The organism is Modestobacter muralis, assembly GCF_010682105.1.
GTDB lineage: Bacteria > Actinomycetota > Actinomycetes > Mycobacteriales > Geodermatophilaceae > Modestobacter > Modestobacter muralis.
Window position 1 is genome coordinate 1 of record NZ_JAAGWH010000030.1, and the last position, 25,691, is coordinate 25,691.

24 protein-coding genes and 1 tRNA gene are annotated in these 25,691 nt (G+C 75.2%); 20 read left to right on the forward strand and 5 right to left on the reverse strand.

Annotated features, from left to right (window positions below):
• Together GCU67_RS10875 and GCU67_RS10880 are read left to right on the forward strand one after the other, a co-directional pair.
• Positions 1–566 (forward strand): class I SAM-dependent methyltransferase (locus GCU67_RS10875; protein WP_163611244.1); only part of this gene is annotated, 566 nt, incomplete at its 5' end.
• The gene (locus tag GCU67_RS10880; protein WP_163611245.1) at positions 563–1,081 is read left to right on the forward strand and encodes a DUF1990 family protein; all 519 of its coding nucleotides are present in this window, start codon (positions 563–565) and stop codon (positions 1,079–1,081) included. The genes GCU67_RS10875 and GCU67_RS10880, both read left to right, overlap by 4 nt.
• Positions 1,082–1,084: 3 nt before the next feature.
• On the opposite strand, the gene GCU67_RS10885 is transcribed toward GCU67_RS10880, so the two are convergent.
• Entirely contained in the window at positions 1,085–1,879 is a 795-nt protein-coding gene (locus GCU67_RS10885) for a trans-aconitate 2-methyltransferase (RefSeq protein ID WP_163611246.1), read from the reverse strand.
• A gap of 294 nt (positions 1,880–2,173) precedes the next feature.
• On the opposite strand from GCU67_RS10885, the gene tmk reads away from it, so the two are divergent.
• The 4 genes from tmk to GCU67_RS10905 all read left to right on the forward strand — a co-directional run bounded on the left by tmk (position 2,174) and on the right by GCU67_RS10905 (position 6,716).
• Positions 2,174–4,423: a dTMP kinase gene (gene tmk, locus GCU67_RS10890; RefSeq protein ID WP_338104927.1), complete on the forward strand. Its 2,250-nt coding sequence runs from the start codon at positions 2,174–2,176 to the stop codon at positions 4,421–4,423.
• Positions 4,424–4,528: 105 nt separating this feature from the next.
• Positions 4,529–5,707 carry a DNA polymerase III subunit delta' gene (locus GCU67_RS10895; protein ID WP_163611247.1) on the forward strand — a complete coding sequence of 393 codons (1,179 nt, stop codon included), beginning with the start codon at positions 4,529–4,531 and terminating at the stop codon, positions 5,705–5,707.
• Positions 5,708–5,776: 69 nt separating this feature from the next.
• Positions 5,777–5,849 (forward strand) — tRNA-Thr (locus GCU67_RS10900).
• Positions 5,850–6,050: 201 nt separating this feature from the next.
• Entirely contained in the window at positions 6,051–6,716 is a 666-nt protein-coding gene (locus tag GCU67_RS10905; protein WP_163611248.1) for a P-loop NTPase family protein, read from the forward strand.
• A 220-nt stretch (positions 6,717–6,936) separates the two neighbouring features.
• On the opposite strand, the gene mscL is transcribed toward GCU67_RS10905, so the two are convergent.
• Both mscL and GCU67_RS10915 read right to left on the reverse strand, forming a co-directional pair.
• Complete coding sequence (gene mscL, locus GCU67_RS10910) at positions 6,937–7,347, reverse strand: large conductance mechanosensitive channel protein MscL (protein WP_163611249.1); 411 nt, start codon at positions 7,345–7,347, stop codon at positions 6,937–6,939.
• A 230-nt stretch (positions 7,348–7,577) separates the two neighbouring features.
• Positions 7,578–8,066, reverse strand: a complete 489-nt coding sequence (locus tag GCU67_RS10915) for an inorganic diphosphatase (RefSeq protein WP_163611250.1) — start codon at positions 8,064–8,066, stop codon at positions 7,578–7,580.
• Between the two features lie 138 nt (positions 8,067–8,204).
• On the opposite strand from GCU67_RS10915, the gene dacB reads away from it, so the two are divergent.
• From dacB to GCU67_RS10965, 10 genes are all read left to right on the forward strand, one after another.
• Complete coding sequence (gene dacB / locus GCU67_RS21340; protein WP_338104928.1) at positions 8,205–11,555, forward strand: D-alanyl-D-alanine carboxypeptidase/D-alanyl-D-alanine endopeptidase; 3,351 nt, start codon at positions 8,205–8,207, stop codon at positions 11,553–11,555.
• Between the two features lie 39 nt (positions 11,556–11,594).
• The gene (locus tag GCU67_RS10925) at positions 11,595–12,689 is read left to right on the forward strand and encodes a zinc-dependent metalloprotease (protein WP_211661175.1); all 1,095 of its coding nucleotides are present in this window, start codon (positions 11,595–11,597) and stop codon (positions 12,687–12,689) included.
• A 16-nt stretch (positions 12,690–12,705) separates the two neighbouring features.
• The gene (gene tilS / locus GCU67_RS10930) at positions 12,706–13,731 is read left to right on the forward strand and encodes a tRNA lysidine(34) synthetase TilS (protein WP_163611251.1); all 1,026 of its coding nucleotides are present in this window, start codon (positions 12,706–12,708) and stop codon (positions 13,729–13,731) included.
• A 4-nt stretch (positions 13,732–13,735) separates the two neighbouring features.
• Positions 13,736–14,335, forward strand: coding sequence for a hypoxanthine phosphoribosyltransferase (gene hpt / locus GCU67_RS10935; protein ID WP_460695207.1), 600 nt, complete (start codon positions 13,736–13,738; stop codon positions 14,333–14,335).
• Positions 14,336–14,563: 228 nt separating this feature from the next.
• A complete protein-coding gene (gene ftsH / locus GCU67_RS10940; RefSeq protein ID WP_163611252.1) occupies positions 14,564–16,573 on the forward strand; it encodes an ATP-dependent zinc metalloprotease FtsH in 2,010 nt (669 codons plus the stop codon).
• 65 nt (positions 16,574–16,638) lie between these two features.
• Positions 16,639–17,241 carry a GTP cyclohydrolase I FolE gene (gene folE / locus GCU67_RS10945; protein ID WP_338104929.1) on the forward strand — a complete coding sequence of 201 codons (603 nt, stop codon included), beginning with the start codon at positions 16,639–16,641 and terminating at the stop codon, positions 17,239–17,241.
• Positions 17,238–18,101: a dihydropteroate synthase gene (gene folP, locus GCU67_RS10950; protein ID WP_338104930.1), complete on the forward strand. Its 864-nt coding sequence runs from the start codon at positions 17,238–17,240 to the stop codon at positions 18,099–18,101. The genes folE and folP overlap by 4 nt, the downstream gene beginning before the upstream one ends.
• Positions 18,094–18,528, forward strand: coding sequence for a dihydroneopterin aldolase (gene folB / locus GCU67_RS10955; RefSeq protein WP_163611253.1), 435 nt, complete (start codon positions 18,094–18,096; stop codon positions 18,526–18,528). Before folP ends, folB begins: the two co-directional genes overlap by 8 nt.
• A complete protein-coding gene (gene folK, locus GCU67_RS10960; protein WP_163611254.1) occupies positions 18,525–19,016 on the forward strand; it encodes a 2-amino-4-hydroxy-6-hydroxymethyldihydropteridine diphosphokinase in 492 nt (163 codons plus the stop codon). The genes folB and folK overlap by 4 nt, the downstream gene beginning before the upstream one ends.
• On the forward strand, positions 19,013–19,498 hold the full coding sequence (locus GCU67_RS10965; RefSeq protein WP_163611255.1) for a DUF3180 family protein: 486 nt from the start codon (positions 19,013–19,015) through the stop codon (positions 19,496–19,498). The genes folK and GCU67_RS10965 overlap by 4 nt, the downstream gene beginning before the upstream one ends.
• Positions 19,499–19,541: 43 nt before the next feature.
• On the opposite strand, the gene GCU67_RS10970 is transcribed toward GCU67_RS10965, so the two are convergent.
• A complete protein-coding gene (locus GCU67_RS10970; protein WP_163611256.1) occupies positions 19,542–20,720 on the reverse strand; it encodes an ATP-binding cassette domain-containing protein in 1,179 nt (392 codons plus the stop codon).
• Positions 20,721–20,722: 2 nt separating this feature from the next.
• Here GCU67_RS10970 and GCU67_RS10975 point away from each other — a divergent pair, with 2 nt between their 5' ends.
• The 3 genes from GCU67_RS10975 to GCU67_RS10985 all read left to right on the forward strand — a co-directional run bounded on the left by GCU67_RS10975 (position 20,723) and on the right by GCU67_RS10985 (position 23,342).
• On the forward strand, positions 20,723–21,445 hold the full coding sequence (locus GCU67_RS10975) for an ABC transporter permease (RefSeq protein ID WP_338104931.1): 723 nt from the start codon (positions 20,723–20,725) through the stop codon (positions 21,443–21,445).
• Positions 21,442–22,164 carry an ABC transporter permease gene (locus GCU67_RS10980; RefSeq protein WP_163611257.1) on the forward strand — a complete coding sequence of 241 codons (723 nt, stop codon included), beginning with the start codon at positions 21,442–21,444 and terminating at the stop codon, positions 22,162–22,164. Before GCU67_RS10975 ends, GCU67_RS10980 begins: the two co-directional genes overlap by 4 nt.
• A gap of 152 nt (positions 22,165–22,316) precedes the next feature.
• Positions 22,317–23,342 (forward strand): glycine betaine ABC transporter substrate-binding protein, encoded by a 1,026-nt coding sequence (locus tag GCU67_RS10985; RefSeq protein WP_163611258.1) that lies wholly within the window; start codon positions 22,317–22,319, stop codon positions 23,340–23,342.
• A gap of 106 nt (positions 23,343–23,448) precedes the next feature.
• On the opposite strand, the gene GCU67_RS10990 is transcribed toward GCU67_RS10985, so the two are convergent.
• On the reverse strand, positions 23,449–24,057 hold the full coding sequence (locus tag GCU67_RS10990; protein ID WP_163611259.1) for a DUF1684 domain-containing protein: 609 nt from the start codon (positions 24,055–24,057) through the stop codon (positions 23,449–23,451).
• A gap of 90 nt (positions 24,058–24,147) precedes the next feature.
• On the opposite strand from GCU67_RS10990, the gene GCU67_RS10995 reads away from it, so the two are divergent.
• Positions 24,148–25,691: DUF6779 domain-containing protein (locus GCU67_RS10995; RefSeq protein ID WP_163611260.1), on the forward strand; the 1,544-nt coding region annotated here is incomplete at its 3' end.

Here is a 25,691-nt window from a genome sequence, read left to right on the forward strand (position 1 = left end):
ACGAGGTGGTCGCCGTCGACGTCTCGGGCGGCATGCTCGACCAGCTGCGCGCCCGGCTGCCGCAGGTGCGGGTCGAGGTCGGGGGAGCCGAGGCCGTCCCGCTGGCCGACGGCTCCGTCGACGCGGTCGTCGCCGGGCAGGCCGCCCACTGGTTCGACGTCGAGCCGGCCGCCGCCGAGCTGCACCGGGTGCTGGGGCCCGGCGGCGTCGTCGGCCTGGTCTGGAACACCCGCGACGAGCGGGTGCCCTGGGTGCGGGCCCTCGGTGAGCTGATCGTCGAGGAGGCGCGCGGGCACGAGGCCGACCAGGGCGTGGTCGAGCGGTTCGCCGCCGTGCTGCCGGCCGACGTCGAGGTGCTGGACTCCGCCGTCGTCCAGTCGCTGACGCCGGAGCAGGTCGTGGGCGGCATCGGCACGCGCAGCTACGTCGCGGTCAAGGACGCCGCCGACCGCGTGGAGTTCCTCGGCCGGGTGCACGAGCTGCTGGCCACCCATCCCGACACCCGGGACCGGGAGCGGCTGGACCTGCCTTACACGACCCGGGCGTACCGGCTCACCCTCCGGTGACCCCGCCGCTCACCGGCCCACCCGCAGGGTCCACCCGGCCCGCCGACGCGCAGTGGACCCCGCCCCCGGGCTGGCGCGGGTACGAGCGCACGGCGGTCACCGGCTCCGGCGCCGCGCACTGGGCCGCGGTCTCGGCCGAGGTGCTCGAGTGGGGCGTGAAGACCCGCAGCGGGTTCGCCGTCGACCCCGCCGGGGGCAGCCGCCGCGTCGCGCTGGACGCCGAGCCGTGGCTGGTCGCCTCGGTCGGCCCGCTCCGCGTCCGCGAACCGGTGCGCGTCGTCGCCGTCGTCGACGGGCCCGACCGCTGCGGCTTCGCCTACGGCACGCTGCCCGGGCACCCGGTGTCGGGCGAGGAGGCGTTCGTCGTCCACCGCACGGCCGACGGCACCGTGTCGCTGACCCTCCGCTCGCTCACCCGGCCCTCCCCGGGCGTGTGGCGGCCGGTGTTCCCGGCGCTGCTGGTCGCCCAGCGCTGGTACCGCCGGCGCTACCTCCGGGCGTTCCGCGGTCTCTGAGCCTCAGTCCGGCCGGTGGCCGACGGCGAACACCCGGCGGAACGGCAGCACCGTCGTCCCGTCGGGGCGCGCCGGGTAGGCCGCCCGCAGGGCGTCGGCGTACTCGGCGGTGAACTCGTCGGCGTCACCGCCCGACAGCCGGGTCAGGACCGGCCGGAGCACGGTCCCCGACACCCAGCGCAGCACCGGGTCGGTGCCGGTCAGCACGTGCAGGTAGGTGGTCTCCCACGCGTCGGCGGCCAGCCCGGCAGCGGTGAGGACGTCGAGGTAGCCGACCGGGGCCAGGACGGCGTGCGGGTCGAGCGCGGTGTCCTCGCCGGGGGCCAGTCGGGCGGCCCACCGGGGTGCCGCCACCAGGTCGGCCAGCAGCGCGTGGGTGGGGGCGGCCTGGTTGCCGGGCACCTGCACCGCCAGCCAACCGCCCGGGGCGAGGTCCTCCGCCCAGCGGCGCAGCAGCTCCGGGTGCCCGGGCACCCAGTGCAGCACCGCGTTGCTGACCAGGACGTCGACCGGCGCAGCCGGCCGCCAGTCCCGGACGTCGGCGCTGGCGAACTCCAGCCGCCCGGGCACCGCGAGGGCCGCCGCGGCGGCGAGCATCGCGGGGGAGCTGTCGACCCCGCTCACCCGGGCGTCGGGCCAGCGCTGGGCCAGGGTCGCGGTGGCCGAGCCGTCCCCGCAGCCGAGGTCCACCACCACGTCGGGGTCCTCCGCCCCGATCCGGGCCAGCAGGTCGGCGAAGGGCCGGGCCCGCTCGTCGGCGAAGCGCAGGTAGGTGGTCGGGTCCCATCCGCTGTCCACCGAGGGAGGTTAACGGCCCGTGTCCGGGTGGGGCGGCTGCTGGACGCGTCCCGCCCCGGGTCGCGACGGCCCCGTCCGGTCCGACCCGGCCGGTACGGTGACCGGGTCCGGCCGGGACCAGGCCGGGCGCAGCGCGCCCCTGCGCCACCCACACCCCGGGGGGTCTCGATCAGCTCCGACCAGGCTGACGGCCCGTCCGCCGCCGGCCCCGCTGCCGGCGGCGCCATGCCCGGTGCCGGCTCCGGTGGGGTCGCCGGTCCTGCCTCGGCCTCGCAGCCCTCCTCGTCCGGCGCCGTGCCCACCGACGGGCTGCCGCCGGCCGGCACGCCCACGCCCGACGGTGCCGGCGTCCCGCTGGCCGGCCTGCTCGACGGCGGTGCACCGGCGCCCGACCGTTCCGGCGCCGCCCCCGCGGAGCCGGGCCGCACCGGTGGCGAGGAGCCGCACGACGCGGTCGCGGTCGGCCTGGCGGCCAAGGTCCGCGCCGTCCTGCGGGTGCGCGACTTCCGCCGGCTGTGGCTGTCGATGACGCTGTCGAGCTTCGGCGACTGGCTCGGCCTGCTGGCGATCACCGCGACCGCGACCTCGCTGGTCGAGGGCTTCGCCGCGGCCAACTTCGCCCTCGGCGGCGTCCTGCTCTTCCGGCTGCTCCCGGCGATCGTGCTCGGGCCGCTGGCCGGTGCCTTCGCCGACCGCTTCGACCGCCGCCGCACGATGGTGGTCTCCGACGTCCTGCGCTTCGGGCTGTTCGCCTCGATCCCGATCGTCGACGACCTGGTGTGGCTGTTCATCGCCCAGTTCCTCATCGAGGCGATCAGCCTGTTCTGGATCCCGGCCAAGGAGGCCGCCGTCCCGAACATGCTCCGCAAGGACCAGCTGGAGCCGGCCAACCAGCTGTCGCTGGTCACCACCTACGGGCTGACGCCGGTCGCGGCCGCCGCCGTGTTCGCCCTCCTCGCCTCGCTGGGCGGGGGGCTCAGCGACGCGCTGCCCGGCGTCGACGAGGTCGACCTGGCGCTGTACCTGAACGCGCTGACCTTCCTGGTCGCTGCTGTGGTGATCTGGAACCTGCCCTCGATCAGCGGGCGGCGCGCGGCCGGTGTCCAGGTCACCGGCGAGGGCTTCCTCAGCTCGCTCAAGGAGGGCTTCTCCTTCGCCGGCCACAGCCCCCTGGTGCGCGGCCTGGTCGTGGGCATCACCGGCGCGTTCGTCGCCGCCGGCGTCGTCATCGCCACCGGTCAGGCCTTCGTCAACGCCCTCGGCGGCGGGCAGGCGGCCTACGGCGTCCTGTTCGGTGCGGTCTTCGTCGGGCTGGGGCTGGGCATCGCCCTGGGCCCGAGCGTGGCCCGCGACCTCTCCCGCGAGCGGCTGTTCGGCATCGCCATCGTCGGTGCCGGGGCCTCGCTGCTGCTCCTGGGCGCCGCCGTCGCGCTGTGGGTCGCCCTGCTGCTGGTGGTGCTGACCGGCTTCTTCGCCGGGGTCGCGTACCTGTCCGGCTTCACCCTGCTCGGCACCGAGATCGAGGACGCGATCCGGGGCCGCACCTTCGCCCTCGTCCAGTCCCTCGTGCGGGCGGCGCTGATCGTCTCCCTGGGGCTCACGCCCATCTGCGTCGGTCTCATCGGCCAGCACCGGCTCGACCTGGGAGCGTTCACCGTCCCGGTGACGGGGGAGCGGGTGATGCTGCTCCTGGCCGGGCTGCTGGCGGTGCTGGTCGGCCTGCTGGCCTACCGGCAGATGGACGACGGCCGGCCGGTGCCGCTGGTCGCCGACGTGATGACCGCCCTGCGCCGGGACACCACCGCCCGCCGCCGCCTCGCCGGCGGTGGGGTCTTCATCGCCTTCGAGGGCGGCGAGGGCGCGGGCAAGTCCACCCAGGTCCGCCGGCTGCAGGAGTGGCTGACCGAGGAGGGCCTGGTCGCCCGCACCACCCGCGAACCGGGCGGGACGGCGCTGGGCGGCAAGATCCGCGCCATGCTGCTGGACCCGGCCAGCACCGGGATCTCCCCGCGCGCCGAGGCGCTGATGTACGCCGCCGACCGCGCCCAGCACGTGCACGAGGTGCTGCGCCCGGCCCTCGACGCCGGCGAGGTGGTCATCACCGACCGGTTCGTCGACAGCTCGCTGGCCTACCAGGGCGCCGGCCGCACCATCCCGATGGACGACGTCCGGTCCATCTCCCGCTGGGCCACCCAGGGCCTGCGGCCCGACCTCACCGTGCTGCTGGACCTGCCCCCGGAGATCGGACTGGCCCGCGCCCGCGGGCGCGCCACCGCCGACCGGTTGGAGTCGGAGTCGCTGGACTTCCACCTGAGGGTGCGCCACACCTTCCACGCCCTGGCCGAGGCCGAGCCCGACCGCTACCTGGTGCTCGACGCCCGGCAGACCCTCGAGGAGCTGGCCGCGGCCATCCGGGTGCGGGTCAGCACCCTGCTGGAGGGGCTGCCGCTGCAGCAGCTCCCGGCCGACGCCCCGGTGCCCTCCAGCCGCCGGCACGCCGACCACGGCGTCCAGACCGGCACGACCCCGCAGCTGCACCCGTGAAGGACCCCGTCCTCCTCACCCCTCGCGGGCTCGGGGCGAGCCTCGGGACGGGCCTCGGGACGGGCCTCGGGACGGGGCCGGACCCGGCTGAGGGACGATGAGGGCGTGACTGCGACTGGGGTGTGGGCCGACGTGGTCGGCCAGCCGGCGGTGGTGGCCGAGTTGCAGGCCGCGGTGGCCTCGCCGTCGGCGATGACGCACGCCTGGCTGTTCACCGGTCCGCCCGGCTCGGGCCGCTCGGTGGCCGCCCGCGCCTTCGCCGCCGCCCTCCAGTGCCCCAACGGCGGCGACGGCACCTGCCACGAGTGCCGCACGGTGCTGGCCGGAAGCCACGCCGACGTCCACCGGATCGTCCCCGAGGGGCTGTCGATCAGCGCGGCCGAGGTGCGCGCGATCGTCGGCACGGCCGCTCGGGCACCGTCGCGGGGGCGCTGGCAGATCGTGCTCGTCGAGGACGCCGACCGGATGACCGAAGCGGCCTCGAACGCGGTCCTCAAGACCCTGGAGGAGCCGCCGGCGCGCGCGGTGATCCTGCTCTGCGCGCCCTCGCTGCACCCCGACGACGTCTCGGTCACCATCCGGTCCCGCTGCCGGGTCGTGCCCCTGCGCACCCCGACGATCGAGGCGGTCACCGAGGTGCTGGTCCGCCGGGACGGCGTCGACCCCGCACTGGCGTCCTGGGCTGCAGCTGCCGCCGCCGGTCACGTCGGGCGGGCCCGACACCTTGCCCGCGACGAGTCCGCCCGGCTGGCCCGCAAGGCGGTGCTGGACATCCCGCTGTCGCTGGTCTCGCTGGCCGCCTGCCTCAACGCCGCCGACGACCTGGTCGGCACGGCCAAGGAGGAGACCGACAAGGCCGTGTCCGAGGTCGACGTCCCGGAGACCGAGGCGGTCAAGGCGAGCCTGGGCATGGGCGCCCGCGGACCCGGGGTGGCCGCGGCCAGCCGCGGCGCCGGGCAGCTCAAGGAGCTGGAGAAGCGGCAGAAGTCCCGGGCCACCCGGATCGGCCGCGACTCCCTGGACCGGGCGCTGGTCGACCTGGCGGCGATGTACCGCGACGCCCTGGTCGTCAGCTCGGCGACGGCGGCCTCGGCCGAGCTGACCGTGCCGCTGGCCCACCCCGACCGGCGCGCCGACGCCGTCGAGCTGGCCCGCCGGATCGGCGCGGACGGAGCACTGCGCCGGATCGACGCCGTCCTGGCCGCCCGCACCGCGCTGGAGCAGAACGTGAAGCCGCAGATCGCGGTCGAGGCGCTCACCGTGGCGTTGCGGCTGCCCAGCTGAGGCACACCCGGTCCGACGGGGGCGTCGCAGCGGGGCCGGGACGGTGCCGTAAGCTCACCCGCGCAGTCCGCCGCCTTAGCTCAGTCGGTAGAGCGTCTCACTCGTAATGAGAAGGTCGTCGGTTCGATTCCGACAGGCGGCTCCGTTCCTCCAGGGACCCGCAGGCGCACGCATCGTCGGATGGCGTGCGTGCCACCGGCCCCGCGACCGATCCCACAGGGTCTCGTCCGACCTGTCGGCAGCTTCGCGTCTCGCTTAGATCGGCGCAGTCACGGCGACGGGTCCGGGCGACACCGGTCACGCTGTGCGGCGACACGCGGCAAGGCGTCGACCGCGGTCCATCGTGCCCGGGCAGCTCGCGATCAGCTGCCACGATGCCGGGGTGCCCGTACCTCCAGCCCGGCTACCGGCAGGTGTGCAGCGTGTCGCGGTCGCGGGCGGCAACGCGGCCGGCAAGACGACCATGGCCCGTGCCCTGGCCGCCAGGCTCGGCCTGCCGTGTGCCGAGATGGACGCGCTGCGCTTCGACTCCGACTGGGTGGTCCGGCCGGAGTTCGAAGCCGACGTCGATGCGTTGCTGGCCGCAGGGAACTGGTGCACCGAGCTCCAGTACGGCGAGGTGACGCAGCGGCTGCTCGCAACTGCGGACGTGGTGGTGTGGCTGGACTGCCCCTGGTCGCTGGCCGCCGTTCGTGTCGTGCGACGCACGGCCAGGAGGGTGCTGACGGGCACACCGGCGTTCGGCACCGCCACCGAGACCTTCCGCGGTTGTCTGGACCGCAAGCACGCTCTGTGGATGGTCTGGTCGCCCCGATGGTGGCGCGTGCGGGCGGCCGTGCGCGAGGAGCTCGCCGGTGCCGCAGCGCGCGGCGTGCCCGTGGTGCGGTTGCGGGGTGCACGGTCAGCCGATCGTTGGCTGGCCGACGTGCCTGCTCGCGGGACGGCCTGTGCGGCGTCGTCGCCGGGGTCCACCCGGTGCGGCACCGGCATGGCAGTGACGGGGAGCTGAGTCCTCAGCGGCAGGTGGAGTTCCGCGTCAGTTCGTCCCGGGGCCGGCTGGTCCCGGATCGCTGACCGCGCTGCTGCTGTTCGCCGCGCGGCAGATCCCCTCGCCGCCGTCGCCCGGGAGCCTGTGTGGCACGGCATCCGGCGGGCGTCAGGTGGACGAGTCCGGTGGCTCGACCACGGCGTGTGCTGAGCATCTGCCCAGTGCCGGGCAGCCGGTGCGGTCAGGGGACGATGGGCTCGACGTCGCGGGTGCAGAACATGCACACCGAGGCGTCGACCGGGATGAAGCTCTTGCAGTGGTCGCACTCGCGGCTGCCCTGCGCGCCTGCCGCCTCACGTCCGGTCGCGCGACGGACCGCCTGCACCAGCAGCATGATCGTGAAGGCCAGCAGCAGGAACGAGACGAACGCCGTCAGGAACGACCCGTAACGGATCGCGGAGCCGTTGACCGTCAGCACCAGGGCGTCGAAGTCCGGCGTCCCGAACACGGCGGCGACCAGCGGGAGGATGACGTCCCCGACCAGGGACTCCACGACGGCCGCGAAGGCGGCGCCGATGGCGAGCCCCACGGCGAGGTCGATCAAGCTCCCCGAGAAGGCGAAGTTCTTGAAGCTGGTCAGCATCGCGCGCATGGGAACTCCTCGCCGCTCCGGGTGAGCCGCAGAGAGTAATAGACGTCACCCGCGCCCGCGGCCGGGTGCGGGACGTCGGCTGGCCGCCCGGGCGGCGTCCACCGTGCGGGTCGTGCGACGTCGGAGATCTGTCGCACGCATCGGACCCGCAGATGCGGAACGGCGGCGCACCTCGGTGGGGTGCGCCGCCGTCTGGTCGGTGCGCGTTCGGCGGAGGGTCCGCCGAGAGGTCAGTAGCCGGCGTCGAGCGCGCGCTTGCGGGAGGCCTCGATCTCGGCCTCGGCCTCGGCCCGGCCGACCCACTCGGCACCCTCGACGGACTTGCCCGGCTCGAGGTCCTTGTAGGTCTCGAAGAAGTGCTGGATCTCCAGCCGGTCGAACTCGGAGACGTCCGTGATGTCCTGCAGGTGGGCCACCCGCGGGTCCGTCGCCGGCACGGTGAGCACCTTGTCGTCCCCACCCGCCTCGTCGGTCATCCGGAACATCCCGATGGCCCGGCAGGTGATGAGGCACCCAGGGAAGGTCGGCTCCTCCAGCAGGACGAGCGCGTCCAGGGGGTCACCGTCCATCCCGAGCGTCTCCTCGATGTACCCGTAGTCCGCGGGGTACCGGGTCGAGGTGAACAGCATCCGGTCGAGGCGGATGCGTCCGGTGGCATGGTCCAGCTCGTACTTGTTCCGCTGGCCCTTGGGGATCTCTACCGTCACGTCGAACTGCACGCCGATAGTGTGACCTACGACCGGCCGTCGTGTGGGCGGAGGTCACCCCAGGGGGTGGAAGAGATCTCGTCAGGCCCGCGTGATGAGCCCGCGGAGGTCGCCCGGACGGGTGCGGATGGGACCGTTCCCGAGTCCGCCGTGACGCTCCCCGCCGAGGTCGCCGCGCCGGTGGACCCCGGTCCGGAGGACGGCGGCACCCCCGCTGCGGACGCGGCGCTGCCCACCGGGGCGACGGCCGCTGGACCGGCGTCCGTCGCCAGCGTGTCGCAGCCGGTGGACGACCCTGGCGCGCCCGACGAGCCCATGGCTGACGAGCCGCCGACCAGCGAGCCCGTGGACGCCCGTGCCGAGGAGCCCGGCGGCGCCAGCGCGCCTGCCGCCGACGCGCCTGCCCACGATGCGCCCGCCGGCGACGTTCCGAGCGCTGAACTGCCCGCAGGTGAGGTGCCGGACGAACGCGCACCCTCCGACGAGGAGATCGCGGACGACGCCGGCGCCGAGGAGCCGCTTGCCGAGGAGCCGCTCGCCGACGAGCCGCTCGCCGACGAGCCGCTCGCCGACGAGGCGCCCGGACACGACGTACCGGGTGCCCGCGTCGAGAACCTGCTCGCCCAGGACGTGCAGGACCAGGACGTGCATGCCCAGGACGTGCGGGACCAGGACCTGCCCGCCACGGACGTGTCCGCCACGGACGTGCCGGAGCAGGACGTGCCCGTCACGGACGTGTCGGACCAGGACGTGCGCGTCGACGACGTCCCGGAGGACGACGCGGCCGTGCTCACCGACCCCGCCGCTCCGTCCGAGGACGTCGTTCCTGCTCCGGTGCCGGATGAGCCTGCTGCTGACCAGGACCCGTCTGCCGGTCCCGCAGCCGCCCAGGAAGCGGCGACCGACGCCGGTCCCGTCGAGATGCTGGTGTCCGAGGACGAGCGGGTGACCGCCGACTCCGAGCCGATCGAGGTCGTCCAGCTCCAGCCTGAGGTCGCGCCGGTCGTGTCCGACCAAGGCGAGGACGGCGGTGGCTCCGGCGATCCCGACCTTGGCCACGACGGCTCTGGCCACGACGACGACGCCAGTGACTCCGAATTCAACGGTCCTGGCCTTGACGGCTCTGCCCAGGACGATCTCGACCACGGCAGCTCCGCGCCGGTAGAGCACGCGACGGTCGAGCACACGCCGGTCGGGCGGGGGTCCGTCGAGCACGAGGCGGTCGCACCGGCCGCCGAGGACACCCCCCTGGCTGTCGACGCCGTCCCGCCGGAGGACCCCGAGGAGGCCGCTCGCCGCGCCGCCGCCGCGGCCCAGGCCGCCGCCGACCTCGCCGCGGTCAAGGAGTGGGCAGCCCGCCGCGCCGCTGCTCAGGCCGCCGCCGCGGAGCAACCCGACGTGGACGAGGCCGTTCCCGACGAGGCCGAGCTCGCGCGCCGCGCCGCGGCCCAGGCCGCTGCAGACCTGGCCGCCGTCCGGGAGTGGGCTGCCCAGCGCGCGGCCGAGGAGCAGGCCGCGACCCAGCAGGCGGCAGCCGAGCGCGCCGCGGTCGAGCGGATCGAGGCGGCCCGGCGGACGGCCGAGCGTGACGCCGAGGACCGGGCCGCGGCCGCGCAGGCCGCGGAGGAGCAGTCTGCCGCCGAGCAGGCCGAGGTCGACCGCCTCGCCGAGGACCGGGCCGCCGCGCAGCGGGCCGCGTACCTGCGCGCCCTGGCGGCTGCGGAGCAGGCGGACCTCGAGCGGGAGACCGCCGACCGGGTCGCCGCCGAGCAGCTCGTCGCCCAGCGAGCGGCCCAGGCGGAAGCAGCAGCCGAACAGGCAGCGACGGAACGGGCAGCAGCGGAACGGGCAGGAGCCGAGCAGGCTGCAGCGGAACGGGCAGCGGCCGAGCAGGCAGCAACGGAACGGGCAGCGGCTGAGCAGGCAGCAACGGAGAAGGCAGCGCTCGAGCAGGCAGCGCTCGAGCAGGCGGCGGCCGAGCGGGCCGCGACCGGGCGGGCCGCCGCCCGGAAGGCGCGGGAGTCCGCCCGGTCCGCACCGGCGCCGCGGGCGGAGCGCGGGGCGACCGCAGCACCGGTCCGGGGGCGTCGCCGGGCCGGGGCGTCGTCGGCGGGGGGCCGCGGCGGGCGGCGGGTCAAGGTCCTGGTCGCCGCGCTGCTCGCCGCCGTCCTGGTGGCGGCCGGTGTGCTGCTGGCGCTGGACCTGACCGGCGTCCGGGGCGGTGACCCCGTGACCCCGCAGGCCGAGCAGGTGCCCGACGCCGTCCTGCCCGAGCTGACCGGGCCCCAGCCGGTCCTCGCCGCCCTCGCCAGCACCGCGCCGGTGCCCGACCCGGCAGCCGTGGCGGCCACCCTGTCGCCGCTGCTGGACGCCTCGGCGCTCGGCAGCGGGCTGTCCGCGCAGGTCGTGGACGTCGCCACCGGCCAGGTGCTCCTCGACCGGGACGCCACCGACCCGGGCACCCCCGCGTCGACCAACAAGCTGCTCACCTCACTGGCCGCGCTGACCACGCTGGAGCCCACCGACACGGTCCCGACCACCGTCGTGGCCGGCAGCGCCCCCGGTGAGGTCGTGCTGGTCGGCGGCGGCGACCCCACGTTGTCGACCACCGCGCCCTCGACCGACTACCCGGGCGCGGCGACCCTCGCCGACCTCGCCGAGCAGGTGCAGACCGCGCTCGGCGGCGCCCCGGTCACCCGCGTCGTCGTCGACACCTCGCTGTTCACCGGCCCGGAGACCGCCCCGGGCTGGGGTCCCGGCGACGCCCCCTCCACCTACGCCGCACCGGTCACCGCCGTGGCCGTCGACGGTGCCCGGGTCCGCCCCGGTCGTGACCCGCGCAGCGGCGAGCCGGCCACCGACGCCGGCTCGGCGCTGGCCGAGGCACTGGGCGCCCCGGACGTGCCGGTCGAGCCCGGCACCGCGCCGGCCGGCGCCCGCACGCTGGGCCGGGTGGAGTCCGCCCCGGTCTCCCGGCTGGTCGAGCAGGCCCTGACCGCCTCGGACAACCTGCTCGCCGAGACGCTCGCCCGCCAGGTGGCGCTGCGCCGTGGCCTGCCGGCCAGCTTCGACGGCGCCGCCCAGGCCGTCACCACCGCGCTCGCCGAGGCGGGCCTGGACACGACCGGGGTGTCGCTGGCCGACGGCAGCGGGCTCTCCGGCGACGACCGCGTGCCGGCCCGGCTGCTGGTCGACGTCCTCCGCGGTGCCGCCGACGGCAGCATCCCCGGCGTCGACGCCCTGCTGTCCGGACTGCCGGTCGCCGGCTACGACGGCACCCTGGCCGAGCGCTGGGCCGACGGTGCGGGCTCACCCGCCGCGGTGCGCGCCAAGACCGGCACCCTCGGCGGCGTCAACGACCTCGCCGGCACCGTGCTGACCGCCGACGGCCGGCTGCTCGCCTTCGCCGTCCTCGCCGACGGCACGACCGGCGGGCTGGTCGCCAGCGAGACGGCCCTGGACCGGGTGGCGGCCGCCCTGGCCGGCTGCGGCTGCCGCTGACGAGGCGCCGGACACAGCTCCGGTGGGTACGGTCGGACCATGAGCCGCCCCTCGTCCTTGGTCGACTGGGACCTCGCCGGGCGCACCGCCCGCCGCCTGGTGAAGCCCGGTCCGCCGACCTCCCGGGAAGAGGCCACCGCGGTCGTCGCGGAGCTCCACCGGGCCGCCGCCACCGCCGTCGCGCACGTCGAGGAGCTGACCGGCCTCCGCCCCGTGCCCGGCGGCCCGCAGCCGACCGTCGCCGTCGTCGACCGCCCCGGCTGGGTCGACGCCAACACCGCCGGCATGAGCGCCCTGCTCGACCCGCTGGCCGCCGGCCTCCAGGCCGCCACCGGCAAGGCGCCCGGCGCCCTGGCCACCGCGGTCGGCTCCCGGGTCACCGGCGTCCAGGCCGGCGGCGTCCTGGCCTTCCTGTGCACCCGCGTGCTCGGCCAGTACGAGGTGTTCGGCAGCGGCGGCCGGCTGCTGCTGGTGGCCCCCAACATCGTCGAGACCGAGCGTCGCCTCGGCGTCGACCCCACCGACTTCCGGCTCTGGGTCTGTCTGCACGAGGCCACCCACCAGTTGCAGTTCACCGCCGTCCCGTGGCTGCGCGGCCACCTCGAGGAGCAGATGACGCTCTTCGTCGAGTCCACCGACCTGGACTCCGACGTCCTGCTGGACCGGCTGCAGGAGGTCCTGCGCAGCGTCGTCGGCGCCCTCCGCGGCAGCGAGGTCGACACCGACGCGCCGCAGGGGCTGATGGCGCTGGTCACGCACCCCGAGCAGCGTGCCGTGCTCGACCGGATCACCGCGGTGATGAGCCTGGTCGAGGGGCACGCCGAGTACGTGATGGACAACGTCGGACCGGACGTCGTCCCGTCGGTGCGGGTGCTGCGCAAGCGCTTCGCCCAGCGACGCAAGGGCCGCAGCCCGCTCGACCGGGTGCTGCGCAGGCTGCTGGGCCTGGAGCAGAAGATGCAGCAGTACGCCGACGGCCGGGTGTTCGTCGCCGGCGTGGTCGACCTGGTCGGCATGGACGGGTTCAACCAGGTGTGGGCCTCCCCGGAAAACCTCCCGCACCGCGACGAGCTCCTGGAGCCGGCCCGCTGGGTCACCCGGGTGCTGGAGACCCGGCCGGCCTTCCCGGGCTGACCCGCACCCCGACGTCATGGCCGGCCCCGACCCCGCCGTCGCCGCGCTGCGCAGCGCCGTGCGGCCGGGCCTCGCCGCCACCACCGGCCCGGTCCTGGTGGCCTGCAGCGGGGGAGCGGACTCCGTCGCGCTGGCCGCGGCGCTGGCCTTCGAGGCCCCCCGCGCCGGGCGGGTGGTCGGCGCGGTGACCGTCGACCACGGGCTGCAGGCCGGCTCGGCCGACCAGGCGCGGCGCACCGCGGAGCTGCTCCGGTCGCTGCGGCTGTCGCCGGTGCTCGTCGTGCCGGTGACCGTCGGCGCCGCGGGCGGCCCCGAGGGCGCCGCCCGGGACGCCCGGGCGGCGGCCCTGTCCGCAGCGGCCCGGGAGCACGGGGCGACGGTCGCCCTCGGCCACACCCTCGACGACCAGGCCGAGACGGTGCTGCTCGGGCTCGCCCGGGGGTCCGGGCCCCGGTCGGTGGCCGGCATGGTCGAGCACCGCCCGCCGTTCTGGCGCCCGCTGCTGGGCCTGCGCCGGGAGACGACCCGGGCCGCCTGCGCCGCCCAGCAGCTGCCGGTGTGGGACGACCCCTGGAACACCGACCCGGCCTACACCCGGGTGCGGCTGCGCACCGAGGTCCTGCCGCTGCTGGAGGAGGTGCTCGGCGGCGGGGTCGCCCCGGCACTGGGCCGCACCGCGGCGATGCTGCGGGAGGACCTCGACGCCCTCGACTCCCTGGCCGCCGCCGAGCTGGACGCCCTGCAGGGCCCGGACGGCGCGCTGCCGGCCGGGCCGCTGGCCGAGCTGCCCGCCGCCGTGCGCCGGAGGGTGCTGCGCAGCTGGCTGCACCGGTCCGGCGTCCGGGACCTGCAGGCGGTCCACCTGGCCGCGGTCGACGCCCTGCTCACCCGGTGGAGGGGGCAGGGGCAGGCGGACCTGCCGGGCGGTACGGGGGTGGTCAGGACGTCTGGCAGGCTGGTGGTGCAGCGCGGCGCCGCCCCCGGTCCCCGGACCGGGCGACGCACCGCGCGACCCACCGCCGTCCCCCCTGAGGAGCCCTGAGCCCGTGACCGAGCCCGCCACCCCCGCAGCGCAGGCCGCCGGACCACTGGGCCACGACCACGGCTACGGGCCGGACATCGACCACGTGCTGCTCAGCGAGGCGCAGATCCAGGAGAAGATCACCGAGCTCGCCGCCCAGGTGGCCGTGGACTACGCCGGCCGCGAGGTGCTGCTCGTCGGCGTCCTCAAGGGCGCGGTGCTCTTCATGTCCGACTTCGCCCGCACGCTGCAGCTGCCCACGCAGATGGAGTTCATGGCGGTCTCCTCCTACGGCAGCTCGACGAGCTCCTCCGGCGTCGTCCGGATCCTCAAGGACCTCGACCGGGACATCACCGGCAAGCACGTGCTGGTGCTCGAGGACATCATCGACTCCGGGCTGACGCTGTCCTGGCTGCTCAAGAACCTGGGCGGCCGCGGGCCGGCCAGCCTGGAGGTCTGCACGCTGCTGCGCAAGCCCGACGCGGTCAAGGTCGACGTCCCGGTGCGCTACGTCGGCTTCGACATCCCCAACGAGTTCGTCGTCGGCTACGGCCTGGACTACGCCGAGCGCTACCGCGACCTGCCCTACATCGCCACGCTCAAGCCCGAGGTCTACTCCAGCTGAACGGCAGGACCTGGCCGCTCCCCACGACGCGCTCCGCGCGCCGCGGGTCCTCGCGGCCGGGCCGGGAGCAGCGCGCACGCAGCTGTTCCACAGGTCACGCGGTGTACCGTCGACCCAACGACGTCGCCCTGCCGCGGGGTGCCTCCCGCCGGTCGCGGGCGGCGTCCTGCGACGATCAGGAGGGTCGACGGGCAGTGCCGGGCTCGCCCCGGTGCCCGGACACGGTGTATGGAACGTAAGAAGATCGTCCGGAGCGTCTGGTTCTGGATCGCCATCGTCCTCCTGCTGGCCCTCGTGGGCTCCAGCTTCTTCCGTGGCGATGCCGAGTACGACGAGGTCCCCACGTCCACCGCGCTGACCCAGCTCTCCGAGGGCAACGTCACCAAGGCGACGATCAACGACCGCGAGCAGACGCTCGAGCTCGATCTGCGCGACCCCCTCAACGGCACGTCCCAGGTCACCGCCTCCTACCCGGCCGAGGCCGCCGACGACGTCTTCACCGCCGTCCGCGAGGCCTCCGACGGCGACGGCCCGGTCGACTTCGACACCGAGGTCAGCCAGGACAACCTCCTGGTCAGCCTGCTGGTGAGCTTCCTGCCGTTCGTCCTGCTCCTGCTGCTGCTGTTCTGGCTGTTCAACTCCATGCAGGGTGGTGGCCGGGGCGTCGCCGCCTTCGGCAAGTCCAAGGCGAAGATGGTCAGCAAGGACTCCCCGAAGACCACGTTCGCCGACGTCGCCGGCGCGGACGAGGCCATCGAGGAGCTGTACGAGATCAAGGACTTCCTGCAGAACCCGGTCAAGTACCAGGCCATCGGCGCGAAGATCCCCAAGGGCGTGCTGCTGTTCGGCCCGCCCGGGACCGGCAAGACCCTGCTCGCGCGTGCCGTCGCCGGCGAGGCCGGGGTGCCGTTCTACTCGATCTCCGGCTCGGACTTCGTCGAGATGTTCGTGGGTGTCGGCGCCAGCCGCGTCCGCGACCTGTTCAACCAGGCCAAGGAGAACGCCCCGGCGATCATCTTCATCGACGAGATCGACGCCGTCGGCCGCCAGCGCGGTGCCGGCATGGGCGGCGGGCACGACGAGCGCGAGCAGACGCTGAACCAGATGCTCGTGGAGATGGACGGCTTTGACGTCAAGGGCGGCGTGATCATGATCGCCGCCACCAACCGGCCCGACGTCCTGGACCCGGCGCTGCTGCGCCCGGGCCGCTTCGACCGGCAGATCGCCGTCGACCGCCCCGACCTCCTCGGCCGGGTGGCCGTGCTCAAGGTGCACGCCACGGGCAAGCCGCTGGCCAGCGACGTCGACCTGACGACGCTCGCCCGTCGCACCCCCGGCTTCACCGGAGCCGACCTGGCCAACGTGCTCAACGAGGCCGCGCTGCTCACCGCCCGCAACGGCGGCACCCAGATCACCGACGCCACCCTCGAGGAGGCGATCGACCGCGTGCTCTCCGGCCCGGAGCGCAAGACCCGGGGGATGAGCGAGAAGGAGAAGAAGGTCACCGCCTACCACGAGGGCGGCCACGCCCTGGTGGCGCACGCACTGCCGAACACCGACCCGGTGCACAAGGTGACGATCCTGCCGCGCGGTCGCTCGCTGGGGCACACGCTGGTGTTGCCCACCGAGGACAAGTACACCCAGACGCGCTCGGAGATGATCGACCAGCTGGCCTACATGCTGGGTGGCCGCGCCGCCGAGGAGCTCGTCTTCCACGAGCCCACGACCGGCGCCGGCAATGACATCGAGAAGGCCACGTCCGTGGCCAAGGCGATGGTCACCCAGTACGGCATGAGCGCCAAGCTGGGTGCGGTCAAGTACGGCAACACCGACTCCGAGCCCTTCCTGGGCCGGGACATGGGCGCGCGGCCCGACTACTCCAACGCCGTCGCCGCCGACATCGACGGCGAGGTGCGTGCGCTGATCGAGACCGCGCACGACGAGGCGTGGGAGATCCTGGTCGAGTACCGGGACACCCTGGACCAGCTCGTGCTGGAGCTGCTGGACAAGGAGACGCTGACCCGCGAGGACATGGACCGGATCTGTGCCGGGGTGGTGAAGCGCCCGTCGATGGCCCCGTACAACGGGTTCGGCAAGCGCACTCCGTCGCAGCGCCCGCCGGTGCTCACCCCGGCCGAGGTGTCCGGCCTCAACGGCGCCACGGCCGTCTCGTCCAACGGCCACGGCGTTGCGGCGTCCCCGACCGGGGACGTCGGCAGCCCGGCGCCCGGCCGGTGACCGCCGGACCCGGGGGAGCAGGTCAGGGCGGCACGCCGCCGCTCCACGGCCTCGGTCTGGACCCGGTGACCGGTGACCCGGTCGCCGACCTGACCGACGCCCGCTTCGACGCGCCCCGGATCGAGGCCGCCGTCCGCGAGATCCTGCTCGCGATCGGTGAGGACCCCGACCGCCCGGGGCTGGTCGACACCCCGGGCCGGGTCGCCCGGGCCTACGCGGAGACCTTCGCCGGCCTGTCGCAGGACCCGGTCGACGTGCTCGCCACCACCTTCGACGAGGGTCACGACGAGCTCGTGCTGGTGCGCGACATCCCGGTCTACTCGACCTGCGAGCACCACCTGGTGCCCTTTCACGGCAAGGCGCACGTCGGCTACATCCCCGGCGCCGACGGCCGGGTGACCGGCCTGTCGAAGCTGGCCCGGCTCGTCGAGGTCTACGCCCGACGCCCCCAGGTGCAGGAGCGGATGACCCGGGAGATCGCCGACTCGCTGTTCGACGTGCTCAAGCCGATGGGCGTCATCGTGGTGGTCGAGGCCGAGCACCTGTGCATGGCGATGCGCGGCGTGCGCAAGCCCGGCACGACCACGATGACCTCCGCGGTGCGCGGCGCCTTCCGGGACAACGCGGTGACCCGTGGCGAGGCGATGAGCCTCATCCTGGGCCGGTGACCGGACCGATCTCGCTGCCGCGCCCGCAGCGCTGCCTGGTGATGGGCGTCCTGAACGTCACCCCGGACTCCTTCTCCGACGGCGGCACGTTCGCCGACCCGGCCGTCGCGGTCGAGCACGGGCTGCGGATGCACGCCGCCGGTGCCGACTACGTCGACGTGGGCGGGGAGTCGACCCGGCCCGGTGCCGACCGGGTGGACGTCGACGAGGAGTGCCGTCGCGTCGTGCCGGTGGTCCGTGAGCTGGTGGCCGCCGGGGTGCGGGTCAGCGTCGACACCACCCGCGCGGAGGTGGCCGGCGCCGCGCTGGAGGCCGGTGCGGCGCTGGTCAACGACGTCAGCGGCGGGCTGGCCGACGAGGGCATGGCCCGACTGGTCGCCGAGACGGGCGTGCCGTGGGTCCTCATGCACTGGCGCGGCCACAGCCGGGAGATGCAGGCCGCGGCCCGCTACGGCGACGTGGTCACCGAGGTCGCTGCGGAGCTCACCGCCCGGGTGGAGGACGTCGTGGCCGCCGGGGTCGACCCCGCGCAGCTGGTGCTGGACCCGGGGCTGGGCTTCGCCAAGAACGCCGAGCACAACTGGGCGCTGCTGGCCGGACTGGACCGGCTCGTCGGGCTGGGGCTGCCGGTGCTCGTCGGTGCCTCCCGCAAGACCTTCCTCGGGCGGCTGCTGGCCGACCCCGACGGCACGGCGCGCCCGGTCGAGGGCCGGGAGGCCGCGACCGTGGCGATCTCGGTGCTCGCCGCGCAGGCCGGGGCCTGGGGCGTGCGCGTGCACGACCCGGTCCAGTCGCTGGACGCCATCGCCACCGTCGACGCCGTGCGCGCCGCCCGAACCGCAGGAGCAACCCGTGGCTGACGTAGGACCCACCCCCGACCGGATCACCGTGCACGGGCTCACCGGCCACGGCTTCCACGGCGTCTACCCGGCCGAGCGGGAGCACGGCCAGACGTTCCGCGTCGACGCTGCGCTGGAGCTGGACACCGCGCCGGCCGCGGCCACCGACGACCTGGCCCGCACCGTCAACTACGCCGAGCTGGCCCAGTCGCTGCACGCGGTGCTGGTCGGGGAACCGGTCGACCTGCTGGAGACCCTCGCCCAGCGGCTGGCCGACCTGTGCCTGGCCGACCCGCTCGTGCAGGCCGTGGAGATCACCGTGCACAAGCCCGACGCCGACCTCGGCGTACCCGCCGACGACGTCACGGTGGCGATCCGGCGGCAGCGGGCACCCGTCCTGCCGCACGACCCGACCGTCCGCCGCGGGCCGCAGGGCCGCGGCCATTGAGCACCGCCGTCCTCTCCCTCGGCGGCAACCTCGGTGACCGGGCGGCGACGCTGCGCACGGCGCTGGCCGCGCTGACCGGCCACGGCCTGGTCGCCGCCTCCGGGCTCTACGAGACGCCGCCGTGGGGGCCGGTCGAGCAGCCGCCCTATCTCAACGCGGTCGCCGTCCTGACCGCCGACCGGGACGCCGCCGGCTGGCTGGGCCTGGCCCGCGAGCTGGAGCAGGCGGCCGGGCGCACCCGGGAGGTGCGCTGGGGCGCGCGCACCCTGGACGTCGACGTCGTCACGGTCACCGCGGACGACGGCACGCCGGTGCGCTCCGACGACCCGGAGCTGCTGCTGCCGCACCCGCGGGCCGCCGAGCGGGCCTTCGTCCTGGTGCCGTGGCTGGCCCTCGACCCGGCGGCCACGCTGCCCGGGCACGGCCCGGTCGCCCAGCTGGTCGCGGCGCTGCCGCCCGCGGACGTGGCCGCCGTGGTCCCGGCGTGAAGCCGGTCAGCCGCCGCGACCTGGTCGCCCTCGCCCTCGGCCTGGCCGTCGCCAGCTGGCTCGTCGTCCGGGCCGCCTACGGGGAGATCCCGGCGCTGCGGTGGTGGCTGCCGGTCCCCGTCGGGCTGCTCGCCCTCGCCGAGGCCGGCGCCGCCCGCACGCTGGGCGCCCGGCTGCGGGCCCAGCGCGACCGGCGTCCGATCCCGGGGAGCGGGCCGGTCGAGCCGCTGCTGGTCGCCCGGCTGGTGGTGCTCGCCCAGGCCAGCGCCTACGTCGGCGCTGTCCTCGCCGGCTGCTGGGCCGGGGTGCTGCTGCACACCGTGCCGGCGCTCGACCGGCTCACCGCCGCCCGCGGCGACACCGGCACCGGAGTGCTCGGCGTCCTGCTCGCCGTCGCGCTGACCGTCGCGGCGCTGTGGCTGGAGCACGTCGCCGAGATCCCGCTGGACGACGACGACCGGCCGACCGGCGCCCGGGCGTAGTCGGAGCAACCCGTCCCTGCACCCTCAGGACGAGACCCTCCCGCTAGACGGCGCCGGCGGTCTCCGGGACGGTGCCCTCGACGGAGCGGCGCAGGGCCGCGTGCAGCGACTCGGGGGTGAGGACGCCGCAGAACCGGTCGCCGTCGAGCACCGCGACCCAGCCGGCCTCCAGCTGCAGCATGGTGGAGAACGCCGTCTTCAGCGTGGCGTCGATCGGCACCCAGGCCTCCATCCGCTTCCCCGCCTCGCGCACCGTGCCCGCGCCGGTGGCCCGCTCGGCGGAGATCCAGCCGTGCAGCGCCTGGTGGTCGTCGAGCACGACCGCCCAGCGGGCACCGGCCCGCACCATCGCGGCCCGTGCGTCGGCCAGGCCGTCGTCCACGTGCACCACCGGCGGCTGCTCGAGGTCGGCCATGTCGATGCCGGTGACCGCCAGCCGCTTGAGCCCGCGGTCGGCGCCGACGAAGTCGGCCACGAACGGGGTGGCGGGGGAGCCGAGCAGCTCGGCGGGGGCGGCGAACTGCTCGACCCTGCCGCCGGTGCTCATCACCGCGATCCGGTCACCGAGACGCACGGCCTCCTCGATGTCGTGGGTGACGAAGACGATCGTCTTGCGCACCGCGTCCTGGAGCCGGAGGAACTCCGTCTGCAGCCGCTCCCGCACGATCGGGTCGACGGCGGAGAACGGCTCGTCCATCAGGAGGACGGCGGGGTCGGCGGCCAGCGCGCGGGCCACCCCGGCGCGCTGGCGCTGCCCACCGGAGAGCTGGTGCGGGTAGCGGTTCCCGAAGGACGCCGGGTCCAGCCCGACCAGCTCCAGCAGCTCCTCCACCCGGTCGGCGGTGCGCCGCTTGTCCCAGCCCAGCAGCCGCGGGACGGTACCGACGTTGCGCCGGACGGTCTGGTGCGGGAAGAGCCCGACGTTCTGGATGACGTAGCCGATCCGCCGGCGCAGCTCCACCGGGTCGACCCGGGTGACGTCGTCGTCGCCGAGCAGGATGCGGCCGGTGGTCGGCTCGATGATCCGGTTGATCATCTTCATCGTGGTCGTCTTGCCGCAGCCCGAGGGCCCGACCAACACGGTGAGCTCGCCCGCGGCGAAGGTCAGGTCCAGCGCGCGGACGCCGACGCTGCCGTCGGGGTAGGTCTTGCTGACCCCCTCCAGCCGGATGGCCTGGGCGGGGGAGGCTGCGGTCTGGGGCGGGCGAGCGCTAACGTCCACGAGTGGCCTTCCTGACGGGCGCTGCGGTGCTGAGCGCGTCGAGCGGTGCGGTGTTCGCTGCCGATGCGGCGCCGAACCCCTGGTTCGACCCCTCCTACGTGACGTCGAACTGGAGCACCATCCTCGCCTACCTGGGCGAGCACGTGCGGCTCACCGTCGCAGCGGTGCTCCTCGGCGCGTTGATCGCGCTGCCGCTGGCGCTGCTCGCCCGGCGCAGCCGCTGGCTGGCCGGGCCGGTGCTCGGGCTCTCCACGCTGGTCTACACGATCCCGTCGCTGGCGATGTTCGCCTTCGTGGCGCCGATCACCGGGCTGTCCGCGACGACGGTGCTGATCGGCCTGGTGCTCTACTCGTTGGTCGTCCTGGTGCGGAACTTCCTCGCCGGCCTGCAGTCGGTCCCCGCCGACGTCCAGGAGGCGGCCCGCGGCATGGGCTACGGCCCGGTCCGGATGTTCTGGCAGGTCGAGCTGCCCCTGGCGCTGCCGTCGTTCATGGCCGGCATCCGCGTCGCCACCGTCTCCACCGTCGCGCTGGTCACCGTCGGGGTGATCGTCGGCCACGGCGGGCTGGGCCAGCTGATCACCGGCGGGTTCAACGCCAACTTCTACCGGGCCGAGATCGTCACCGGCGCGGTCGGCTGTGTGCTGCTGGCGCTCGTCGCGGACCTGCTGCTGGCCGGCGCCGAGCGGGCGCTGACCCCCTGGGCCCGGCGGGCGCGGGCATGAACCAGCTCGAGGCGGCCCTCCGCTACCTCAACGACCCGCTCAACTGGTCGCGCACCAACGGGATCATCGACCTCCTGCTGCAGCACCTGCGGATCTCGGTGATCGCCGTCGCCGTCGCGGTGGCCGTCGGCGTCCCGATCGGTGCGCTGCTCGGCCACATCGGCCGGGGCGGCGCCTTCACCGTCGCGCTGTCCAACGTCTCCCGCGCGGTCCCGACGCTGGCCCTGCTGACGGTCTTCGCGGTCACCCCGATCGGCTTCGGGCCCACGGCGACCACCATCGCGCTCGCCCTGTTCGCCCTGCCCCCGGTGCTCACCAACACCTACGTCGGGTTCCGCGGCGTCGACCGGGACGTCGTCGAGGCCGCCCGGGCCATGGGGATGAGCGAGCGGCAGGTGCTGCTGCGCGCGGAGCTGCCGCTCGCCGTGCCGCTGCTGATGACCGGGGTCCGCACGGCCGCGGTGCAGGTGGTCGCCACCGCGACCCTGGCCGCGCTGGTCGCCGGCGGCGGCCTGGGCCGGATCATCACCCTCGGCTTCCGCCAGCAGGACTACGGCGCCGTGCTGGCCGGCGCCCTGCTCGTCGCGCTGCTGGCGGTGGCCACCGAGCTGCTGCTGGCCGTGGTCAGCTGGGCGGTCACCCCGGGCCCGCGGCGGCTGGCGTTCGGCCGGGTGCGCACCCGGCAGGTGGGTGCGGGGACGGTGGCGGCCACCCCCTGACCGGGGTCGAGGTCACCTCCGGGTAACGGTTGGGCACGACGGACTTGCCCTCGGGGCCCCTGCAGGAGTTGAGTGGTCGACGCGGGGCACCCCCCGCCAGACACGCGTGGCCGTCCAGCAGTGGACGACACGGGACACAGAAGGCGGAGCTGATGCGCACGCGTCCCCGTTTCCAGACCATCCTCCCCCTCGCCGCCATCGCGGCCGTCCTCGCCACCGCCGCGTGCGGTGAGTCGGGTTCCTCGGGCACCTCGGCCACCGGCGGCCAGGCCGCCGCCACCGGGTCCGCCTCGGGCGAGGCCTGCGCGCCGGTCGCCGGTGACCAGCTCGTCGTCCTCGAGGACGACAAGGGCCTGCAGAACGCCGACAACGTCGTCCCGGCGGTCAACGCCGAGGCCGCCGCGGCCAGCCCCGCCCTCGTCCAGGCGCTGGACACGGTCTCCGCAGCACTGACCGAGGACGACCTGATCGGGATGAACAAGGCCGTCGACATCGACCGGCAGACCGCCACCGACGTGGCCGCCGCCTACGCCACGGAGAACGACCTCGGCGCCGGCGTCACCGGCGGCAGCGGCCCGGTCGTCGTGGGTGCGGCGGACTTCAGCGAGTCCCAGGTGCTGGCCAACGTCTACGCCCAGGCCCTGAACGCGGCCGGCTTCGAGGCCACCGTGCAGACCGTGGGCAACCGCGAGCTGTACCTGCCGGCGCTCAAGAGCGGTGAGATCCAGGTCTTCCCGGAGTACCTGGCCACCGTCGCCGACATCATCGCCAAGAACGTCGACCCGGCCTCCACCGGCATCGCCACCAGCGACGCCGACGAGACGCTGACCGCGCTCGAGCCGATCGCCCAGCAGTACGGGCTGGTCTTCGGCACCCCGGCCGAGGCGACCGACCAGAACGCCTTCGCCGTCACCACCGCGTTCGCCGAGGGCCTCGGGGTCACCACCCTCTCCGAGCTGGCCGAGAAGTGCGGCGACGGCTCGCTGAGCCTCGGCGGCCCGGGCGAGTGCCCGACCCGGCCGCAGTGCCAGCTCGGCCTGGAGGAGACCTACGGGCTCACCTTCTCCGGCTTCAGCGAGTACGACGCCGGTGGCCCGCTGACCAAGGCCGCCATCCAGCAGGGTGACGTGGCCATGGGCCTCGTCTTCAGCTCCGACGGCGCCCTCGCCCAAGGCTGACGAAGGACCTCCCTGCCCCCCGCCACTCGCAAGCTCGCGGCGGGCCCCTGCAAGGAGGCCGAACGACGAAGGCCCGCTCCCTGTCCGGGGGCGGGCCTTCGTCGTGTCAGTACCAGCTGCCGCTGGCGGGCAGCTGCTCGCCGGCGGTGACCACGGTGGGCACCCGGTTGCCCTCCGGGGCCAGCGGGCAGGTCCACTGCGGGTCGTAGGTGCACGAGGGGTGGTAGGCGAAGTTGAGGTCGACCACGAGCCGCCCCCCGGTGCCGCCCAGGTCGGCGCTCTTCACGGTGTCGAGCAGGTAGCGGCCGCCGCCGTAGGTCGTCGTGCCGGCGCTGCCGTCGCGCAGCGGCAGGAACACCCCGCCGCCGTAGCCGCCCGTCCACCACACGTCGAGCCGGCCGACGTCGCCGAGGGTGACCCGACCGATCCGGTGCAGCACGAGACCGCCCTCGCCGGTCGGCACCCCGAGCTGGAGCGGCTCGACGTCGGTGTCCACGGGAGCGTCGAAGCGCAGCGCGGGGTCGTAGGGGGCCATCGGCACCCCGGTGAAGCCGGACCGGGCCGCGGCGTCCAGCGGGGAGTCCGGGTGGCTGCCCAGCAGGGCGTCCCGGCCGGTGCGCCACAGGGCCCAGCCGGACTCGGGGTCCTCGGCCGCCCGGACGTCGGCGTACAGGGTGGCGACGCGTCGTCGCCAGTCGAGCAGGGTGAGCGTCACCGCACCACCCTGTCACCGGGCGCGGGGACGGCGGGCGCGGCACGACCGGCAACCACTCGCCGGAACCTCTTCAGACCGTAGAGTGACGGCATGGGAGGTCGCCGGGACGACGTGCCTGCCCGCACCGCCCTGCCCGCGCTGCCGCCGCGCCCGGCCCCGCCGCGTCCTCGCCCCACGCCGGCCGTCGTCGCGCCGGCCGTGGCTGCGCCGGCCGTGGTCCCGCCGTCCGCGGTCGAGCAGGCCGCGGCGGCACCCCGTGAGGTGCGGCCCCGTGCGGTCGCGGACTCCGCGAACCCTGCCCGGCGGGTCTGGCTGGCCGTCGGGCTGGTGCTGGCCGCCGTCGCGACCGCCGCGGTCTTCCTCACCGACAACCCGCTGGTGCTGCGGATCGTGCTGCTCGCGGTCTGCTGGGCCTTCGTCGTCGCAGCGTTCCTCGGGGGCAGCCGCGACGGCGACCGGGTGGTCGCCGCCGCCCGGGAGGCCGAATTGCGGGCCGCCTACGACCTGGAGCTCGAGCGCGAGGTCGCCGCCCGGCACGCCCACGAGGCCGCGCTGGAGGGCCGGCTGCGGCGGGAGGCCGAGGAGACGATGCGCGAGGAGCTGCGGCAGCTGCGCACCCAGCTCGGCGCCCTCGACCGCCTGCAGGACGACCTCGCCGCGGTCGGCCGGCTGCGCGCCGACCTCCACGCCCTGACCGGGCTGTCCGCGCAGCTCGACGCCCTGGGGGAGCTGCGCGGCGAGCTCGCCGGGTTGGCCCAGCTGCGGACCCAGCTCGCCGGCGTCGGCGACCTGCGGGCCGAGCTCGGGCGGCTGCGCAGCGAGGTCGGCGAGCAGCTGTCCGGCGAGGTGATGGTCGAGCGCACGGTCATGCGTGCCCAGTCGGTGCGCGGGCCCGCGCAGGGCACCGACTCCTTCGCTGTCGGGAACGGCCGGACGCTGGAGGGCAGCCCCGACTGGCCGGCGGAACCGTCGCTGCGTCCCGGCGGCTGGGACGTCGACTCCTGGACCACCACCCGGATCGAGGCCGGCACGCCCGCGGACGACGGCGGCCCCACCTCGTGGACGCTCGTCCCGCCCGCCGAGCCGACGCGCACCTTCGCGGTGGTCGACGAGGAGCAGGTGTCCCCGCACCGGCCGCCCTCGCCGGTCGAGTGGCTGGTGGGCGAGTCGTTGGTGGAGCCCCCGGTCGAGGCGGCGCCGCAGTCCCCGCGTGCGTGGCTGGACCAGCAGTCGCTGGTCGGCGCGGGCGACCCGACCGGCGAGCTGCCGGTCGCCGGGCAGCCCGACCGTCCGTCGACGGCCGCCTGGTCGCCGGCCCCGGAGACCCCGCGCCGGCACCGCCGCGCCGCCGAGCCCGACGAGGACGACGACCTCGTCTCCTGGACCGACCGCCTCCGTGGCACCGGGCCGGGCGAGCCGCCGTCCTCCTGGGCCCCGGCGTACGGCAGTTCCTCGGCCGCGGCCCGTCCGTACGGGAGCTCGTCGTACCCGGGCCCGTCCGACGGCCCCTCGACGTCCGGGACACCGGTGGCCGAGCCCTCGACGTCCGAGCCGCCGTCGTCCGAGCCGATGACGTACGGGGCGACGTCCTACGAGCCGCCGTCATACGAGCCGCCGTCATACGAGCCGCCGTC

What these genes read in the sequence shown, in the direction of transcription:
- mscL (WP_163611249.1), bottom strand. Translation starts at nt 7,347, where the DNA reads ATGCGCGCGATGCTGACCAGCTTCAAGAACTTCGCCTTCTCGGGGAGC.
- ftsH (WP_163611252.1), top strand. Translation starts at nt 14,564, where the DNA reads ATGGAACGTAAGAAGATCGTCCGGAGCGTCTGGTTCTGGATCGCCATC.
- GCU67_RS10925 (WP_211661175.1), top strand. Translation starts at nt 11,595, where the DNA reads ATGAGCCGCCCCTCGTCCTTGGTCGACTGGGACCTCGCCGGGCGCACC.
- tilS (WP_163611251.1), top strand. Translation starts at nt 12,706, where the DNA reads ATGGCCGGCCCCGACCCCGCCGTCGCCGCGCTGCGCAGCGCCGTGCGG.
- GCU67_RS10985 (WP_163611258.1), top strand. Translation starts at nt 22,317, where the DNA reads ATGCGCACGCGTCCCCGTTTCCAGACCATCCTCCCCCTCGCCGCCATC.
- GCU67_RS10980 (WP_163611257.1), top strand. Translation starts at nt 21,442, where the DNA reads ATGAACCAGCTCGAGGCGGCCCTCCGCTACCTCAACGACCCGCTCAAC.